Here is a 16,094-nt window from a genome sequence, read left to right as displayed (position 1 = left end):
GGACATGACTGAACTTCCTGAGCTCTCCGGCAAGGTCGCCCTCGTCACCGGCGCCAGCCGCGGCATCGGCTACGGCATCGCCGAGGCCCTCGTCGCCCGCGGCGACCGCGTCGTCATCACCGGCCGGGGCGAGGACGCCCTGAAGGAGGCCGTCGAGCAGCTCGGCGCCGACCGTGTCATCGGCGTCCCCGGCAAGGCTCACGACGAGGCCCACCAGGCCGTCGTCGTCGAGCGTGCCATGGAGGCCTTCGGCCGCGTGGACTACCTGGTCAACAACGCCGGAACCAACCCGGTGTTCGGCCCGATCGCCGACCTCGACCTGAACGTCGCCCGCAAGGTGTTCGAGACCAACGTGATCTCGGCGCTCGGCTTCGCCCAGAAGACCTGGCACGCCTGGCAGAAGGACAACGGCGGCGCGATCGTCAACATCGCCTCCGTCGCGGGCGTCGCGCCCTCGCCCTTCATCGCCGCGTACGGCGTCAGCAAGGCCGCCATGATCAACCTGACCGCGCAGCTCGCCCACGAGTTCGCGCCCAAGGTGCGGGTCAACGCGATCGCCCCGGCGGTCGTGAAGACCAAGTTCGCGCAGGCGCTGTACGAGGGCCGGGAGGCCGAGGCCGCCGCGTCCTACCCGCTGGGCCGGCTCGGCGTACCGTCCGACATCGGCGGCGCCGCCGCGTTCCTCACCTCCGCGCAGTCCGACTGGATCACCGGTCAGACGCTCGTCGTCGACGGCGGCATCTTCCTCAACGCCGGCGTCGGCTGACCTCCGCCGCGTGGAACACGGGCGCCACCGGACACCGGTGGCGCCCGTCTCCATGCTCAGGACCCGCACAGGCCGTTGACAACGTCGTCACGCAGAGGGGGGCCGGGAACCCGACGGCAGGGCCCGGTTCAGGGCGCGTGAAGCTGCGGTATGGTCTGCCAACCCTTGGTATGGCAGCTCGAGGAGCGTGCGCGTGTTCAACCGGAACAGAGGCCTTCGGCGGATGGCGGCCTTCGCATCCATATCGTCGCTGGTGGCCGGATGTGGCGTCCTGTCGTCGGACTCGTCGGACGAGGGCGGCCCGATCGTCGTGGGGACGACCAGCGCCCCGAGCACCCTGGACCCCGCCGCGTCCTGGGACAGCTCCTGGGAGCTGTTCCGGAACATCTACCAGACGCTGCTCAGCTACCCCTACGGCGCCACCACGCCCCAGCCGGACGCCGCCGAGAGCTGCGCGTTCACCGACTCCTCGAACACCGCCTACCGCTGCGAACTGCGCAAGGGCCTGACGTTCTCCGACGGCGACCCGCTCGACGCGCAGGCCGTCAAGTACTCCATCGACCGCATCGGCAAGATCAACGTCAACGGCGGCCCCGCCGGCCTGCTGGGCAGCCTCGACCGGGTCCAGGTACTGGGCGACCGCGAGATCGTCTTCCACCTCAACAAGCCCGACGCCACCTTCCCGTTCGTGCTCGCCACGCCCGCCATGTCGATCGTCGACCCCGGCGACTACCCGGCCGGATCGCTGCGCAAGGACGACGGCGTCGTCGGCTCCGGTCCGTACACCCTCCAGTCGTACAGCGACTCCCAGGCCGAACTCGTCAAGAACGACTCCTACGACGGGTCCGCCGAGCGCAAGAACGACGCGGTGACCATCCGCTACTTCAAGGACTCCGCGCCGATGGTCGAGGGCCTGCGCGACGGCTCGCTCGACGTCGCCTTCCGCGGTCTCGGCGCCGAGGACATCGTCGAGCTGGACCGGCAGCAGGCCGACGACGAGCTCCAGCTCATCGAGGGCTCCGGCACCGAGATCAACTACCTGGTGTTCAACCCGAAGGACACCTGGGCCGGCAACCCCGCGGTCCGCCGGGCCATCGCCCAGGTCGTCGACCGCGGGGCCATCGCGCACAAGGTCTACAAGGACACCGTCGAGCCGCTGTACTCGATGGTCCCCAAGGGCCTGACCGGCCACACCACCGGTTTCTTCGACGACTTCGGCAACCCCAGTGCCGCCAAGGCGAAGAAGATCCTCACCGAGGCGGGCATCACCCGGACCGTCCCGCTGGAGTTCTGGTACACCACCGACCGCTACGGCTCCGCCACCAAGGCCGAGTTCGAGGAGCTCAAGCGGCAGCTGGAGGGCTCCGGCCTGTTCAGGATCACCCTGAAGAGCCGCCCCTGGAAGACGTACGTGACGGGCTACCAGAACGGCGAGTACCCGGTGTTCGGCCGCGGTTGGTTCCCCGACTTCCCCGACGCCGACAACTTCATCGCCCCGTTCGTCGGCAACCAGAACGCGCTCGGCACGCCCTACCCCGCCACCAAGATCACCGCGGACCTGCTGCCGCGCTCCCGCAGCGAGAGCGACCGCAGCAGCGTCGAGACGGAGTTCGAGGAGGCCCAGCAGATCCTCGTCGACGACGCCCGGCTGCTGCCGCTGTGGCAGGGCCGCCAGTACGTGGCCGCGAGCGACGACATTGCCGGCGGCGAACGCGCGCTGGACCCGTCGACGATCATGCTGATGGGCGAGCTGTACCGCAAGACCAGCTGGTAGCACGGACTTTCCCGGGTGCGGGGGCCGCTGTCAGTGGTCGCCTGTAGGTTCTGAGGCCTGAAGGTTTCCGAGACCTGACGTGGCCGCGCGGCGGTCACCGCACACCGTGAGGAAGTTGACGTGACCGACATCGCCATGCTGCCCGAGTCCTGGCGCGGGGTCCTGGGCGACGAGCTCCAGCAGCCCTACTTCAAGGAGCTGACCGAGTTCGTCGAGGAGGAGCGGGCGAAGGGTCCCGTCTTTCCGCCGCGCGAGGAGGTCTTCGCCGCGCTGGACGCGACGCCGTACGACCGGGTGAAGGTCCTCGTCCTCGGCCAGGACCCGTACCACGGCGAGGGCCAGGGGCACGGGCTGTGCTTCTCGGTGCGCCCCGGCGTGAAGACCCCGCCCTCCCTGCGGAACATCTACAAGGAGATGAAGGACGAGCTGGGCCTGGAGGTGCCCGACAACGGCTATCTGATGCCGTGGGCCCAGCAGGGCGTCCTGCTGCTCAACGCGGTGCTCACCGTCCGGTCCGGCGAGGCGAACTCGCACAAGGGCAAGGGGTGGGAGAAGTTCACCGACGCGGTCATCCGCGCGGTCGCCGACCGGCCCGACCCGGCGGTCTTCGTGCTGTGGGGCAACTACGCCCAGAAGAAGCTCCCCCTGATCGACGAGACACGGCATGTCGTGGTCAAGGGCGCGCACCCCTCACCGCTGTCGGCGAAGAAGTTCTTCGGCTCCCGCCCGTTCACGCAGATCAACGAGGCGGTCGCCCGCCAGGGCCACGAACCCATCGACTGGACGATCCCGAACCTGGGCTGACCACCGCCGGGCCGGTCCCCGTCGGACCGGCCCGGTGCCGCCTGACCGGGATTGCCGGCGGCGGCCGTTAGCGTCGGGTGGTATCGACCGACGAGTGGCCCGGAGGACGCGGTGGCGGAGCGACAGGAGCAGACGGCGCCGGATGCCGTGATGACGCGGATCGGGCAGGTCGTCATGCTGTATCACGCGGGGGACCGCGAGGAGGCCCGGCACCGTTTCCTGGACCTGTGGGCGGAGATCGGGGAGGACGGCGACCCGCTGCACCGCTGCACCCTCGCCCACTACATGGCCGACACCCATGACGACCCCTTCGACGAACTCGCCTGGGACCTGAGGGCGTTGACGGCGGCCGAGGAACTCAGCGACGGCCGCCTCGCCGAGCGCGAGGGAGCGCTCGCGGTGCGCGCGCTGTACCCCTCGCTGCATCTGAACCTGGCCGCCGACTATGTGAAGCTCGGCCGCTCCGACGCCGCCCGCACCCATCTGCGCCGGGCGCGCGGCGCGGCCGAGTCGCTCGGCGAGGACAGCTACGGCGACGGGGTGCGGGCCGCGATCAGCCGACTGGAGCTACGGCTCGGCGAGGGCGGCCCCTCCGACGCCGGAGGGTGGGGGCCGCCGCGCCAGCGGCCGTGAGAGGTCGGGGGCTGCTGGAGGGGGCACGGAAGACCGGGCGAGAGGGCCCCTAGCGGCCGTACGTCCGCTCGCAGATGACCGCCTCCGGGCTGCCCTTGCGCCACGCCCCGTACTGCTTGCCGAGCTTGCAGACGTCGGGGTTCTTCGGCATCTGCTCGGCCACGTCGGGCAGCTCCACGCGCGGTCGCTCCGGCCGGGGGACCTCCGGGCGCCGGTCCTGGGGGCGGTCCGGTCGGGGGTGCGGCTGGGAGCGGGGCGCCGGCTGCTCCGGCGCCGGTGCCGCGGCGGAGGGGGGCGCCTGCGTCGGGGCGGGAGTGCCGCGTCTCGACTTCCGGGACGACTCGATGAGTTGCAGGGCCTCCTGGGCCGGTGCCTGCACCACCTGGGGCTCCGCCCGGCCGTCGGGTCGCGGCGCCGACGGCTGGGTCGGCGCCACCGGCGGCCCCGGCGCGACGGAGGGGTGCTGGACCGTCACACAGCCGGAGAGGGCCGAGACAGCCACGGTGACCAGGAGCGTTGCCGTTGTCGTCGTTCGATGCACCCGCGCAACTCTGCTGGGTCGCGCCGGGTTTGGGACAGCGGACAAGCGGAGGTTGCCCCGCACGGGTGATCTCCGGCCCCGTACGGAGGGTGGTCCCGCCGCGAGGCTGACGTCAGTCGCCCTTCGCGCCGTCGAGACGCTCGCGGATCAGGTCGGCGTGGCCGTTGTGGCGGGCGTACTCCTCGATCATGTGGGTGTAGATCCACCGGAGGTTGAAGCGCTCGCCGGTGCGCCGGTGCTTGCCCGCGGACAGGTCGTCCAGGCCGAAGCGGGCCGCGTTCGCCCGCGCCACGTCGATCTCCGCCTGCCAGGTGGCGTACGCCTCCGCCCAGGTGTCCGCCTCGGTGAGATGGAACTCGCCGTCCGGGTCCTCGTCGCTGTAGTAGATCGGCCCCTGGTCGTCGTCGGCCAGCACCGTGCGGAACCAGCCGCGCTCGCACTCCGCCAGATGCCGTACCAGCCCCATCAGGGACAGCTCGGACGGTTCCACGGCGGCGGTGCGCAGCTGGGCGTCGGTCAGGCCCTCGCACTTCCAGGCCAGGGTCTGCCGGTGGTAGTCCAGCCAGCCCTCCAGCATGGTGCGTTCGTCGGCGGTCGCGGGCGGTTCGGTGCGCTGTGTGGTCATGCTCGCATCGTGTCCCGGCCGACCGGGTTCCCGCCAGGCGTTTTCACGGGCGCAGCATCCCGTCGAGCAGTTCCCGCAGCCCCGCCCGCACCTCGTCGAGGCCCGGCACCCGGTTGCCGAACGAGCCGGCGACGCAGGAGAACATCAGCCCGTCCGCCCAGGCCACCAGCGACAGCACATGCCGTTCCGGGGCGGTCGAGCCCATCGCGGTGACGAGGACCGAGAGCTGGTCGCGGAAGCGGGCGCCCGTCGCGTCGAAGTAGGCCCGCAGCTCGGGGCGGCGGGTGGCCTCCAGGGCCAGTTCGTAGCGGGCGAGGCTGAGGTCGCGGTGGTGGGTCAGGGCGCGGTGCGTCGCCAGGGCGAGCGCGTGCGCCACGACGTCGAGGTCGGTCCCCGGCTCGGGCATCGCGTGCAGCCCCAGCACCTTCGCCTCACGGTCCGCGAGCCGCCGCACTGCCAGTTCCAGCAGCGCCTGCCGGGTGCGGGCGAGATTCGAGGTGGACCCCTGCGGCAGCTCCGCGGCCTCGTCGACCGCCCGGTGCGTGAGACCGCGCATCCCGCGCTCGGCGAGCAGGGCGAGGGCGGTGTCGGCGACGAGGTCGGCGCGATGGGCGGGTGCGGAGGGTGCGGTGCGTGCGGACATGAGCTCAACCTACCCGCCGTACTACAGCTGTAGTACAGTCGAGCCAACCTCGAACTACACCTGTAGTTCGCCGGTCTCCCGACCCGAGGAGCACCCATGGCACAGCCCCCGCGTGTGATCGTCATCGGCGGCGGCATAGGCGGCCTGACCGCGGCCGCCGCCCTGCACCTGAGCGGCCGGCGCGTCACCGTCCTGGAGCGGGCCCGCTCCCTGGAACCGGTCGGCGCCGCCATCTCCCTGTCACCCAACGCCCTGCGCGCCCTGGACGTCCTCGGCATCGGCGACGAGATCCGCGACCTCGCCGCCTGGTCGGGCGACGGGGGACTGCGCACCCCGCGCGGACGCTGGCTCTCCCGCTCCAGCGCCGCCGCAGCGGCCGAGCGCTTCGGTGGCCCGCTCGTCCTGCTGCACCGCGCCACCCTCGTCAACAGCCTCGCCGCGCTCCTCCCGCCGGACACCGTCCGCACCGCCGCCGAGACCACCCTCCTCGACCCCGGCGACACCCGCCGCCCGGCCCGTGTGCGCACCCCCGACGGCGAGCTGGAGGCCGACCTGGTCGTGGCCGCCGACGGCATCCGCTCCGCCGTACGCCGCGCGCTGTTCCCCGATCACCCCGGCGCGGTCTACTCCGGTTTCACCACCTGGCGGGTGGTGATCCCCGTGCCCGGCACGGAGTTCGCCCCGCACGAGACCTGGGGGCGGGGACGGATCTGGGGCACCCACCCGCTCAAGGACGGACGGGTCTACGCCTACGCCGCGGCCCTGGCACCCGCGGGGGAGCGGGCCGCGGACGAACGGGCCGAACTTGTCCGCCGCTACGGCGACTGGCACGACCCGATCCCCGCCGTGCTCGCCGCCACCCGGCCCGTGGACGTCCTGCGCCACGACGTCCACCACCTCGCCGAACCCCTGCCCGCCTTCCACCGCGGCCGGGTCGCCCTCCTCGGCGACGCCGCCCACGCCATGCCCCCGACCCTCGGCCAGGGCGGCAACCTGGCGATCGAGGACGCGGTCGTCCTCGCCCACCACCAGGCCGACCTTCCCGCCTACTCGGCGGCCCGCCTGCCCCGTACCAGCGCCGTCGCCCGCCAGGCCGTCCGCGTCGCACGCCTCAACATGACGCCCAACCGCGCCCTCGCCGCCGTACGCGACACCGCGATCACCGCGCTCTCCCTGGCCGGACCCGCCCTTGTCCTGCGCGGACTCGACGGCATCGCCGACTGGCGGCCTCCGCAGCGGCCGTATGCTTCGGTCCTGTCAGGCGCGGGCGAACGGTAGGGGAAGCAATGAAGGTCGGCTGCATCGGACTCGGGGACATCGCCCAGAAGGCCTATCTGCCGGTGCTCGGCGGCCTGCCCGGGGTCGAACTCCACCTCCAGACCCGTACGCCCGCCACCCTCGCCCGGGTCGCCGACGGGCTGCACCTGCCCGACGCACAGCGCCACCACGACCTCGACTCGCTCCTCGCCCAGGGGCTCGACGCCGCCTTCGTGCACGCGCCCACCGCCGTGCACCCGGAGATCGTGACGCGGCTCCTCGACGCGGGCGTTGCGACCTACGTCGACAAGCCGCTGGCGTACGAACTCGCCGACTCCGAGCGGATGGTGGCGCTCGCCGAGGAGCGCGGGGTGTCCCTCGCGGTCGGGTTCAACCGACGCTACGCGCCCGGGTACGCCCAGTGCGCCGACCACCCGCGCGAGCTGATCCTCATGCAGAAGAACCGGATCGGGCTGCCCGAGGAGCCCCGGTCGATGATCCTCGACGACTTCATCCACGTCGTCGACACCCTGCGCTTCCTCGCGCCGGGCCCGGTGGACGACGTCACCGTCCGTGGCCGCCTCCAGGACGGACTGCTGCACCACGTGGTGCTCCAGCTCTCCGGCGACGGCTTCACCGCGCTCGGGGTGATGAACCGGCTCAGCGGCTCCGCCGAGGAGATCCTGGAGGTGTCCGGGCAGGACACCAAGCGCCAGGTGGTCAACCTCGCCGAGATCGTCGACCACAAGGGGCAGCCGACCGTGCGGCGCCGCGGGGACTGGGTGCCGGTGGCCCGGCAGCGCGGCATCGAGCAGGTCGTCACGGCCTTCCTCGACGCGGTGCGGGCGGGAAAGGTGCTCAGCGCCCGGGACGCGCTGGCGACCCATGAGCTGTGCGAGCGGGTGGTACGCGCGGTTCAGGAGCGGCACGCCTGAGCCGCAGCGCCCTCAGGCCCTGCCCGGCGCACCAGCCGGCCACCACCAGCAGCGCCACGCGGGTCACCCAGTCGCCGAAGCGGACGTACGGGGTGACGCCCGTGGCCAGCGGCACCTGGTACACGGCCGTGGTGCTCGCGTCGGTGCCGAGCCACGAGCCGACGCGCTGCCCCTCGGCGCCGTAGACCGCGGAGACACCGGTCAGCGTGGCGTGCACCATAGGGCGGCCCGTCTCGGCGGCCCGCAGCGCGGCCAGGGAGGCGTGCTGCTCGGGGGCCCAGCTGTGCTGGAACGAGGACGTCGAGGACTGGGCGATCAGCACCTGGGCACCGCTGTCGGCCAGATGGCGGCTCATGTCGGGGAAGGCGGACTCGAAGCAGACCATCGGACCGACCCGCAGGCCGTTCCCGACGTCCATCACGACCTGCTCGCTGCCGTTGCGCCGGTCCTCGCCGGCCGCCTTGCCGACCGAGGTCGCCCAGCCGAGCAGCGAGCGGAACGGGATGTACTCGCCGAAGGGCACCAGTCGCATCTTGTCGTAGCGGTCACCGGTGAGCCCGTCGGGGCCGACCAGCACCGAACTCTTGTAGATGCCGGGCTTGTCCGAGCGCCGGGCGTCCACGTTGACCAGGATGTCGGCGCCGGTCTCGGCGGAGAGCCCGGCGAGCCTGCGGGCGAGGTCCCGCCGCTCGCCGAGGTCGAAGCCGACGCTGCTCTCGCCCCACACGACCAGGTCGACGCCCTGCCCGGCGAGCCGGCGGGTGAGCGCCTCCTCGCGGGCGAACCGCCGGTCGGGTCCGTCGATCACGCCCGCCTGCACGACGGCGATCCGCACCTGGCCGTCCGGGTGCGGGCGGGGCGACCACATCCAGGCCGCCGAGGTGACCGCGGCCGTGGCGAGAAGACCGGCCAGGGCGGGCACCCGCGACCGCCGCACCGTCACCAGCACGGCGACCGCCACGTTCACCGCCACCATCAGGAAGCTGATCAGCCACACCCCGCCCACCGAGGCCAGCCTCAGCGCCGGTTCCACCTCCCACTGACTGGCACCGAGCACGCCCCACGGCCCGCCGAGCCCCTGCCAGGAACGGACCAGTTCCACCAGCAGCCACCCCGAGGGCAGCACCAGCAGGGCGCCGGCGACCCGGGCGCGCGGGGGAGTCCCGGCGAGGAAGTGCCGCACCAGGGCGCCCCACGGCGCCCAGAGCGCCCCGAGCAGGGCGGCGATGACGAAGGTGAACACATGCAGGCTCGGCACCAGCCAGTGGTGCATCGCCAGCATGAAGCCGAACCCGCCGGACCAGCCGTCGTACGCCGCCCTCCGGCCCGTCGGCGCCGAGCGGATCAGCGCGATCCAGGGCACGAGGGCGACGTAGGCGAACCACCACAGGGACGGTTCCGGGAAGGCGAGCACGGGCAGGGCGCCGACCAGCGCGGCGAGGGCGGACCGCCGCCACGAGGAGGCGGGCAAGTGGTCGAACGTCTTCATCACCACGTCTCCCTACCCCGTGCGTCCCTCAGTGTGCCTGGTGCGGGGGTACCGGGGACAGCGGGCGTCGGATCAGTGGATCACGCGCGCGATCCGGGGGCGGGGAGGCGGCGCCACTTCTCCCGTACGACGACCTCGCGCAGCCGCCAGCCGTCCTCGGTGCGCAGCAGCTCGAAGGCGTACCGGCCGCCGCAGACGAAGTCGGGGGCGGAGACCTCGCCCTCCGGGGCCAGACGCATCGGGTTGACGTAGTCGGCCTGCACACCGGCCGTGTCGCCCGTGTCATGGTCCCACCGGCCGAAGGTGACGCGCCGGTTGACGATCAGATGCTGCCGCATCGAGAACAACCGCAGGTTCTCGGCCAGCCACGCGGCGATCTGCCCGGCGTCCCCCTCGACCCCGCCGGCCGAGCGGTAGTCCGCGCGTCCGTCCGGGGTGAACAGCCCTCGGTACCCCTCCCAGTCGCCGTCGTCGACCGCGACGGCGTAGTCGGTGATCAGCTCGTCTACGGCCAGCCGGTCCATCACGGTGGCGAGCTCCACACGCTGCGTCATCGGCTCAGTGTTGGGCATGGGACGAGCGGGGCCAAGAGGCGTGCGGCGACATTCGGTGGCTGCGCGGGGGCCTGCGGTGCGGGGAGGGGCCGGGGCGCCTGCTGCTGCGACGAGGCGCGTCCGCGTGGCGGCTCAGGGTGCCCGGTGCTGTGGAGGGGTCCCCTCGGGGTCCGACTGGTTCACGGCGTCCGATGCCTGGGGCCCCTTCAGGGCTCACAGCGCCCCGTGTGGAGGGAGTCCCGTCGGGGCTCAGGATGCCCGGTGCGGTGCGGTGCGTGGGAGGGAGTCCCGACCGGGTCACGGCGCCCCGCGCGCGGAGGACGCCGCCTCGGGGCCGTCCGGGAGGCGGAACTCCTCGCCGGCGTGGCCGAAGCGGTCCTGCCTCTGGGTGACGTCGCCCGACCGGGCGCGTCGGGGACGTCCGCCGGGGCGGTGTCTCCGTGAGGCCTGTGACGTGCTGGACGCGTGATCCGCCTCAGAGGGCCTCGCGCAGTCGCTCGAACGCCGTCGGTGTCGGACGGTCGGCGAGGAACTCCTTGATGCGCAGGGCGCATTCACGCGGGGGCGCGAGGCTCGTGTCGCACTCGACGTCGTAGATCCCGTGGGCGTGCACCTGCTCCAGCTGGCGGGCCGCGAGCCCCGGCGGCCGGTCGCCCCGCTCATGCTCGCGGCGGGCCAGCTCCTCCGGCGGACAGTGCACGCCGACCAGCACCACGTGCCGGGGCGGGAACAGCGACAGACAGTCCCGGAGCCGCCACTCGGCGCTCAGCACATGGTCGACGACGACGTCGTTGCCCGCGGCCGCCATCCCCGCGACGGCGCGGTGGAAGCCCCGCCAGGTGCGGTGCAGCACGGTGGCCAGCCGCTCCGGCGGCACGGCCGCGCCGGACCGCATCGCGTGGAACGCGTCCACCGGCAGGTAGAAGCAGGGTTCGTCGAGGACCGACAGCAGCTCGGTCGCGATGCTGGACTTGCCGGAACTGGAGGTGCCGTTCAGGAAGATGACGAGCCCCTGGCGCGGGGGGACGCTGTCGAGGTGCTCCATGGGTGGATCCTAGGGGGCCACCGGGTGGGGGATGATGCGGACCATGACGCACGCCGCTTCCTTCCGCCACCAGTTCTGGGGCGAGGGCCTCTACGAGCTGGCCGTCGAGGTCGGTTCGACCGACGATGCCGCGGTCCAGGCCGTGCTGAGCGCGCTGTGGGCCGCGGCCGGCGCGCAGGAGTGCTACGGGTACGGGGACCGGGAGCCGGAGGAGCAGGACCCCGTGCCGTGCACGGTCGCCTCGCTGAAGGAGTTCGGGTGGCTCTTCGGCCGGGTGCGGCTTCCCTCGGGGCGGCTGGTCGCGTGCACCGTCATGGCGGTCCGCGACGATACCGAGGGCGGTGAGGGCGGTGAGGGCGGTGAGGGCGGCGATGGCGGTGGTGGTCGAGGAGGCCGCGACGGCGACGGTGACCGGGACGGCGTCGGCGGCGACGGCGGTGGTGGCCGCGACGACAGCGGCAGCGACTGGGTGGCCTTCGGGGTGTCCCCGGGGACGCTGGAGCGGGCCGGTGTCGCGTTCCAGGAGGGGCCGTTCATCCGGTCCGCCGAGGCGGACGACTGGCTGGCCGGCATCGGCATCGCGGCGTTCCGTGAGGCGCCGTTCAGCCTCGCGGTGATCGGCTGGAACGTCTCCGGGCTCACCGACGCCGCGGAGGTGGGCGGCACGCTGCCCGAGAAGCGGGGGATGGGCTACCTGCTGCCCCGGGACGGCGTCCTCCACCACGGCGCCGTCAACGACTGAGTCGCCGGTCCCGGTGTCAGGCCGCCTCGATGACGCTGCTGCGGATCGCCGCCGCCCACTCGACCACCAGCCGCTCGTACTCCTCGCGCTCCTGGGTCGACAGGGAGCCGCCTGACCGCAGCCACAGCGCACGGATCTGCTCGTTTAACTCGCCGGCAGACCGCACGGAACCAGAGGCCATGGAATCGGGGGACATGCGGACAAGCCTAAGGGCAGGAACTGACACTCCGCTACCAAACGGCTACACACACCGTATGTGATGGGTCACGGGGTTCACTGTGCGAACGTGTGGGATTCGCCGCCGCGGTGAAGTGCTGGGAACGTTCCGCGACGGGGAACGTCAGCCGGCCGACTCCGCCGCGTGCGGGCTGAGGCCGCCGAACGTCACCAGCAGGATGATCACGATGCCGAGCGCGATGCGGTACCAGACGAACGGCATGAAGCTCTTGGTCGAGATGAACTTCATGAACCATGCGATGACGGCATATCCGACCACGAACGCGATGATCGTGGCGAAGATCGTCGGAGGCCAGTCCACGTGCCCGCCCTCCATCGCGTCCTTGGTCTCGAAGAGCCCGGAGGCGAGTACCGCGGGGATGGCGAGAAGGAAGGAGTAGCGGGCCGCGGCCTCGCGCTTGTACCCCATGAAGAGGCCGCCGCTGATGGTGGCGCCGGAGCGGGAGACGCCCGGGACGAGGGCGCAGGCCTGGCAGAGGCCGAAGATCAGGCCGTCCCGGACGCCCAGGTTCTCCAGCGACTTGCGCTGCTTGGGCGCGCGGTGCCTGCCGCCGCTCTCGTCGCGGGCCGCCAGGCGGTCGGCGATGCCGATGACGATGCCCACGACGATCAGCATGGTCGCGGTGATCCGCAGATCGCGGAACGGCCCCTCGATCTGGTCCTTGAGGGTCACGCCGAGCAGGCCGATCGGGATCGAGCCGACGATCACCAGCCAGCCCATCTGGGCGTCGTGGTCGCGGCGCATCTCCTTGTTCACCAGGGAGCGGCACCAGGCCGAGATGATCCGCCCGATGTCCTTGCGGAAGTAGATCAGCACGGCCGCCTCGGTGCCGATCTGCGTGATCGCGGTGAAGGCGGCGCCCGGGTCGTCCCACTGGGCGAAGGCCGCCGTCAGGCGCAGATGCGCGCTGGAGGACACGGGGAGGAACTCGGTCAGCCCCTGGACGAGTCCGAGGATGAAGGATTCAAACCAAGACATGACGGTGGAAGGTCCAAGCGCTGATCGTGGGAGGAGAGGCGGGCGCACCGAGCCGTCCGGCCGCGGTGATCAAAGGTGCGGAGGGCAGCCTAGCGGCCCCGGGTGACAGGCCCGCCACAGGGTGCCCGTGGGGCGTCCGTGAGCAGGGCGTGCGGGCTGTTGACCGGCCAGGGTCCGGCCGCTTAGGTTGCTGCGGAGGAAAGCGCTTGCTGCTCATTCGGCAGGTGTCGGCGCTGTCTGCCGTTCGTTCGAGGAGTGCTGATCACGCCCATGTCACCCACCACTCCCTACGACGGCCGCCGCATCCGGGCCGCCGTCATCGGTACCGGCGCCATCGCCCGCGGCTCCCATCTGGCCGCCCTCGCCGCGCTCGCCGCGGAGGGCGAGGTCGAGGTGGTCGCCGCCGTTGACATCGATGCCAGGGCCGTCGAGGAGTTCTGTACGGCGGGCGGTGTCCCGCACGCCTACACCGACCTGGACCGCATGCTCCACGAGCAGCGCCCCGACCTCGTCAGCATCTGCACCCCGCCGACCCTGCACCGAGACCAGACCGTCGCCGCGCTGCGCGCCGGGGCCTGGGTGTGGTGCGAGAAGCCGCCGGTGCCGACCCTGGCCGACTTCGACGCCGTGGAGTCCGAGGAGAGCGAGGGCGGTCCGTACGCCTCGATCGTCTTCCAGCACCGCTTCGGTTCCGGCACCCGGCACGTGCGCCGCCTGCTCGACTCGGGGGCCCTCGGGCGGCCGCTCGTCGCGCACTGCCAGACCACCTGGTACCGGGACACCGCCTACTACGCCGTGCCCTGGCGCGGCCGGTGGGCGACCGAGGGCGGCGGGCCCGCGATGGGCCACGGCATCCATCAGATGGACCTCATGCTGGACCTGCTGGGCCCGTGGAGCGAGGTGCGCGCCATGGCCGGACGGCTCGTGCACGACGTCGAGAGCGAGGACGTCTCCACCGCCCTGCTCCGCTTCGGCAACGGCGCCATGGCGACGGTCGTCAACAGCGTGCTGAGCCCCGACGAGGTCAGCCGCATCCGCGTCGACTGCGAGCGCGCGACCGTGGAGCTCACCCACCTGTACGGCCACTCCAACGCCAACTGGACCATCACCCCGGCGCCCGGGGTACCGGACGACGAGGTCGCCGCCTGGCGGGACTTCGGCCCGGACGTGCCCAGCTCGCACCTGGAGCAGCTGCGGGAGCTGGTCGCGAGCATGCGTGCCGGGCAGCGGCCGCGCAGCAGCGGGGCCGACGGGCGGGGCAGCCTGGAGCTGATCGCCGCGCTGTACAAGTCGGCTTTCACCGACGTCACGGTCAGGGCGGGCGAGATCGGCCCCGGGGACCCGTTCTACACGGCCATGCACGGGAACGCGCCCGGCTGGGCCCCCGTCGTCAGCGAGGAGGTGCCCGTATGACCGGGCTGCGCATCGTCCACGCGCACGGCGACCGCGTCACCGTCACCGACCCGGGCACCGGTGTGGAGCTGCTGTCCTACGTCTACGCGCCGGAGGCGGCCTGGGAGGCGCCCAAGCCGTACATCCACCCGCTGCGGACGCTGGCCGGTGACGTCGTCACCGACTACCGGCCCAACGACCACCGCTGGCACAAAGGGCTGTCCCTGACGGCCTCGCACCTGTCGGGCGCCAACCTGTGGGGCGGCAACTCCTACGTGCACGGCGAGGGTTACCTCGAGATCCCCGAGCGGGTCGGCTCGATGGCCCACGCCGGCTTCGACGAGGTCCGCGCCGAGGGCGACCGGGCCGTCATCGCCGAGCGGCTGACCTGGCACCCGTACAGCGGCGAGCTGTGGGCCGACGAGGAGCGCCGGATCGAGGTCCACGACGTCGACGAGGAGTCCGGCTCCTGGGCGTTGACCTGGACCAGTGCCGTCACCAACCGGCGCGAGGAGCCGCTGGTCTTCGGCAGCCCGACCACCGCCGGACGCGAACTGGCCGGATACACCGGCCTGTTCTGGCGCGGCCCGCGCGCCTTCCGCGGCGGACGGATCATCGCGCCGGACGCCGAGGGCCCCGCGATGCTGGGCCGGCAGGCGCCCTGGCTGGCCCTCTCCGGTGAGCACGACGGCACGGACGGCCACGCCACCGTGGTCTTCGAGCACGCCCCGGAGAACGACCACCTCGGCGCCGAGGGCGCCCATCCGGCCCACTGGTTCGTCCGCAACGAGCCCTTCGCCGGCGTGGCCCCCTCCTGGGCCTTCTACGAGGAGCTCGAACTCGCCCCGGGCGACACCCTCACCCGCCGCTACCGTGTCGTCGTCGCCGACGGCTCCTGGGAGCGGGAGGAGATCGCCACGTACCTCCAAACCCACCCGTGGTGACCGCCTTCGACGGGCTGCCCGGCGGCGTCGCCGTGTCGCACCTGTGCGTCTACGACTGGCCCGCCGCCGACGGCGTCCGCGGCGGCACACCCCATATGCACCTGACCTGTTCGGAGGCGTACGTCGTCACCGGCGGCCGGGGTTCGGTACAGACCCTCACCACCTCCGGGTACGAGGTCACGCCGCTCGTGCCCGGCACGGTCGCCCGCTTCACGCCGGGCACCGTCCACCGGCTGGTCAACGAGGACGCGTTGCGCATCACGGTCCTCATGCAGAACAGCGGGCTGCCGGAGGCGGGCGACGCGGTGCTCACGCTGCCGCCCGAGTATCTCGCCGACCCGGAGAGGTACGCCGCCGTCACCGCCGTCCCCGCGGACGCGCCCGAGCGGGAGCGGGCCCGGATCGCGCGGGCCCGCCGCGACCTGGCCCTGGAGGGCTACCGGGTCCTGCGGGACGCCCCCGAGGGGCTGGCCGACTTCCATCGCGCCGCCGCCGCGCTCGTCCGGCCACGGCTCGCGCAGTGGCGGGAACGCTGGCGGGCCGGTGCCGCGGCGGCCGCGGCGGCGACGGGGGAGCAGCTCGACCGGCTGGAGCGCGGTGACCTCTCCCATCTCGCCGAGGCCGTCGTGCGGTCGGAACAGCCGTTGGAGCACGGGAAGTTCGGGATGTGCGGGCGGCTGGACGTCTATCGGGATGCCTGAGCCGTCCGTCGCGCGGTAGGCCCCGTCCGGGTG

The 16,094-nt window shown here is 72.4% G+C and carries 18 protein-coding genes; 10 read left to right on the top strand and 8 right to left on the bottom strand.

Annotated features, from left to right (window positions below):
* The first annotated feature begins 4 nt into the window (after positions 1–4).
* The 4 genes from ACH41F_RS31435 to ACH41F_RS31420 all read left to right on the top strand — a co-directional run bounded on the left by ACH41F_RS31435 (position 5) and on the right by ACH41F_RS31420 (position 3,977).
* Positions 5–766, top strand: a complete 762-nt coding sequence (locus ACH41F_RS31435) for a glucose 1-dehydrogenase (protein WP_391237062.1) — start codon at positions 5–7, stop codon at positions 764–766.
* Positions 767–989: 223 nt separating this feature from the next.
* A complete protein-coding gene (locus ACH41F_RS31430; RefSeq protein WP_391237059.1) occupies positions 990–2,540 on the top strand; it encodes an ABC transporter substrate-binding protein in 1,551 nt (516 codons plus the stop codon).
* Between the two features lie 120 nt (positions 2,541–2,660).
* Entirely contained in the window at positions 2,661–3,344 is a 684-nt protein-coding gene (locus ACH41F_RS31425) for a uracil-DNA glycosylase (protein WP_391237056.1), read from the top strand.
* A gap of 111 nt (positions 3,345–3,455) precedes the next feature.
* Positions 3,456–3,977, top strand: a complete 522-nt coding sequence (locus ACH41F_RS31420) for a hypothetical protein (RefSeq protein WP_398838511.1) — start codon at positions 3,456–3,458, stop codon at positions 3,975–3,977.
* A 49-nt stretch (positions 3,978–4,026) separates the two neighbouring features.
* On the opposite strand, the gene ACH41F_RS31415 is transcribed toward ACH41F_RS31420, so the two are convergent.
* The 3 genes from ACH41F_RS31415 to ACH41F_RS31405 all read right to left on the bottom strand — a co-directional run bounded on the left by ACH41F_RS31415 (position 4,027) and on the right by ACH41F_RS31405 (position 5,786).
* Positions 4,027–4,479, bottom strand: coding sequence for a hypothetical protein (locus ACH41F_RS31415; protein WP_398838509.1), 453 nt, complete (start codon positions 4,477–4,479; stop codon positions 4,027–4,029).
* 151 nt (positions 4,480–4,630) lie between these two features.
* Positions 4,631–5,143 carry a DUF664 domain-containing protein gene (locus ACH41F_RS31410; protein WP_391237047.1) on the bottom strand — a complete coding sequence of 171 codons (513 nt, stop codon included), beginning with the start codon at positions 5,141–5,143 and terminating at the stop codon, positions 4,631–4,633.
* Between the two features lie 43 nt (positions 5,144–5,186).
* Complete coding sequence (locus tag ACH41F_RS31405; RefSeq protein WP_398838507.1) at positions 5,187–5,786, bottom strand: TetR/AcrR family transcriptional regulator; 600 nt, start codon at positions 5,784–5,786, stop codon at positions 5,187–5,189.
* Positions 5,787–5,882: 96 nt separating this feature from the next.
* Here ACH41F_RS31405 and ACH41F_RS31400 point away from each other — a divergent pair, with 96 nt between their 5' ends.
* A complete protein-coding gene (locus ACH41F_RS31400; protein WP_398838505.1) occupies positions 5,883–7,064 on the top strand; it encodes an FAD-dependent monooxygenase in 1,182 nt (393 codons plus the stop codon).
* 8 nt (positions 7,065–7,072) lie between these two features.
* A complete protein-coding gene (locus ACH41F_RS31395; protein ID WP_391237038.1) occupies positions 7,073–7,978 on the top strand; it encodes a Gfo/Idh/MocA family oxidoreductase in 906 nt (301 codons plus the stop codon).
* Here the strand turns inward: ACH41F_RS31395 and lnt are convergent.
* From lnt to ACH41F_RS31380, 3 genes are all read right to left on the bottom strand, one after another.
* Positions 7,902–9,467 carry an apolipoprotein N-acyltransferase gene (gene lnt, locus ACH41F_RS31390; protein ID WP_398838502.1) on the bottom strand — a complete coding sequence of 522 codons (1,566 nt, stop codon included), beginning with the start codon at positions 9,465–9,467 and terminating at the stop codon, positions 7,902–7,904. The two genes, ACH41F_RS31395 and lnt, sit on opposite strands and share 77 nt — an antisense overlap.
* 80 nt (positions 9,468–9,547) lie before the next feature.
* Positions 9,548–10,021, bottom strand: coding sequence for a nuclear transport factor 2 family protein (locus ACH41F_RS31385; RefSeq protein ID WP_398838500.1), 474 nt, complete (start codon positions 10,019–10,021; stop codon positions 9,548–9,550).
* A 475-nt stretch (positions 10,022–10,496) separates the two neighbouring features.
* Positions 10,497–11,066: a chloramphenicol phosphotransferase CPT family protein gene (locus ACH41F_RS31380; RefSeq protein WP_398838498.1), complete on the bottom strand. Its 570-nt coding sequence runs from the start codon at positions 11,064–11,066 to the stop codon at positions 10,497–10,499.
* A 43-nt stretch (positions 11,067–11,109) separates the two neighbouring features.
* On the opposite strand from ACH41F_RS31380, the gene ACH41F_RS31375 reads away from it, so the two are divergent.
* A complete protein-coding gene (locus ACH41F_RS31375; RefSeq protein ID WP_398838496.1) occupies positions 11,110–11,808 on the top strand; it encodes a hypothetical protein in 699 nt (232 codons plus the stop codon).
* Between the two features lie 16 nt (positions 11,809–11,824).
* Here the strand turns inward: ACH41F_RS31375 and ACH41F_RS31370 are convergent, their stop codons facing one another.
* Positions 11,825–12,004, bottom strand: coding sequence for a hypothetical protein (locus tag ACH41F_RS31370; protein WP_391237024.1), 180 nt, complete (start codon positions 12,002–12,004; stop codon positions 11,825–11,827).
* Positions 12,005–12,148: 144 nt separating this feature from the next.
* Positions 12,149–13,024 (bottom strand): undecaprenyl-diphosphate phosphatase, encoded by an 876-nt coding sequence (locus tag ACH41F_RS31365; protein ID WP_391237021.1) that lies wholly within the window; start codon positions 13,022–13,024, stop codon positions 12,149–12,151.
* A gap of 270 nt (positions 13,025–13,294) precedes the next feature.
* On the opposite strand from ACH41F_RS31365, the gene ACH41F_RS31360 reads away from it, so the two are divergent.
* Genes ACH41F_RS31360 through ACH41F_RS31350 form a run of 3 tightly spaced genes read left to right on the top strand, consistent with a single transcriptional unit; the run spans position 13,295 to position 16,061 of the window.
* A complete protein-coding gene (locus ACH41F_RS31360; RefSeq protein ID WP_391237018.1) occupies positions 13,295–14,437 on the top strand; it encodes a Gfo/Idh/MocA family oxidoreductase in 1,143 nt (380 codons plus the stop codon).
* On the top strand, positions 14,434–15,360 hold the full coding sequence (locus ACH41F_RS31355; protein ID WP_391237015.1) for a DUF6807 family protein: 927 nt from the start codon (positions 14,434–14,436) through the stop codon (positions 15,358–15,360). Before ACH41F_RS31360 ends, ACH41F_RS31355 begins: the two co-directional genes overlap by 4 nt.
* Positions 15,354–16,061 carry a cupin domain-containing protein gene (locus ACH41F_RS31350; protein WP_391237012.1) on the top strand — a complete coding sequence of 236 codons (708 nt, stop codon included), beginning with the start codon at positions 15,354–15,356 and terminating at the stop codon, positions 16,059–16,061. The genes ACH41F_RS31355 and ACH41F_RS31350 overlap by 7 nt, the downstream gene beginning before the upstream one ends.
* Positions 16,062–16,094 lie beyond the last annotated feature (33 nt).

The sequence above is a fragment of the Streptomyces sp. NPDC020489 genome, from assembly GCF_044386545.1.
In the GTDB taxonomy this organism is placed as follows: domain Bacteria; phylum Actinomycetota; class Actinomycetes; order Streptomycetales; family Streptomycetaceae; genus Streptomyces.
Note: the sequence above shows the minus strand (reverse complement) of the source record. Positions and strands in the feature narration are given on the sequence as shown.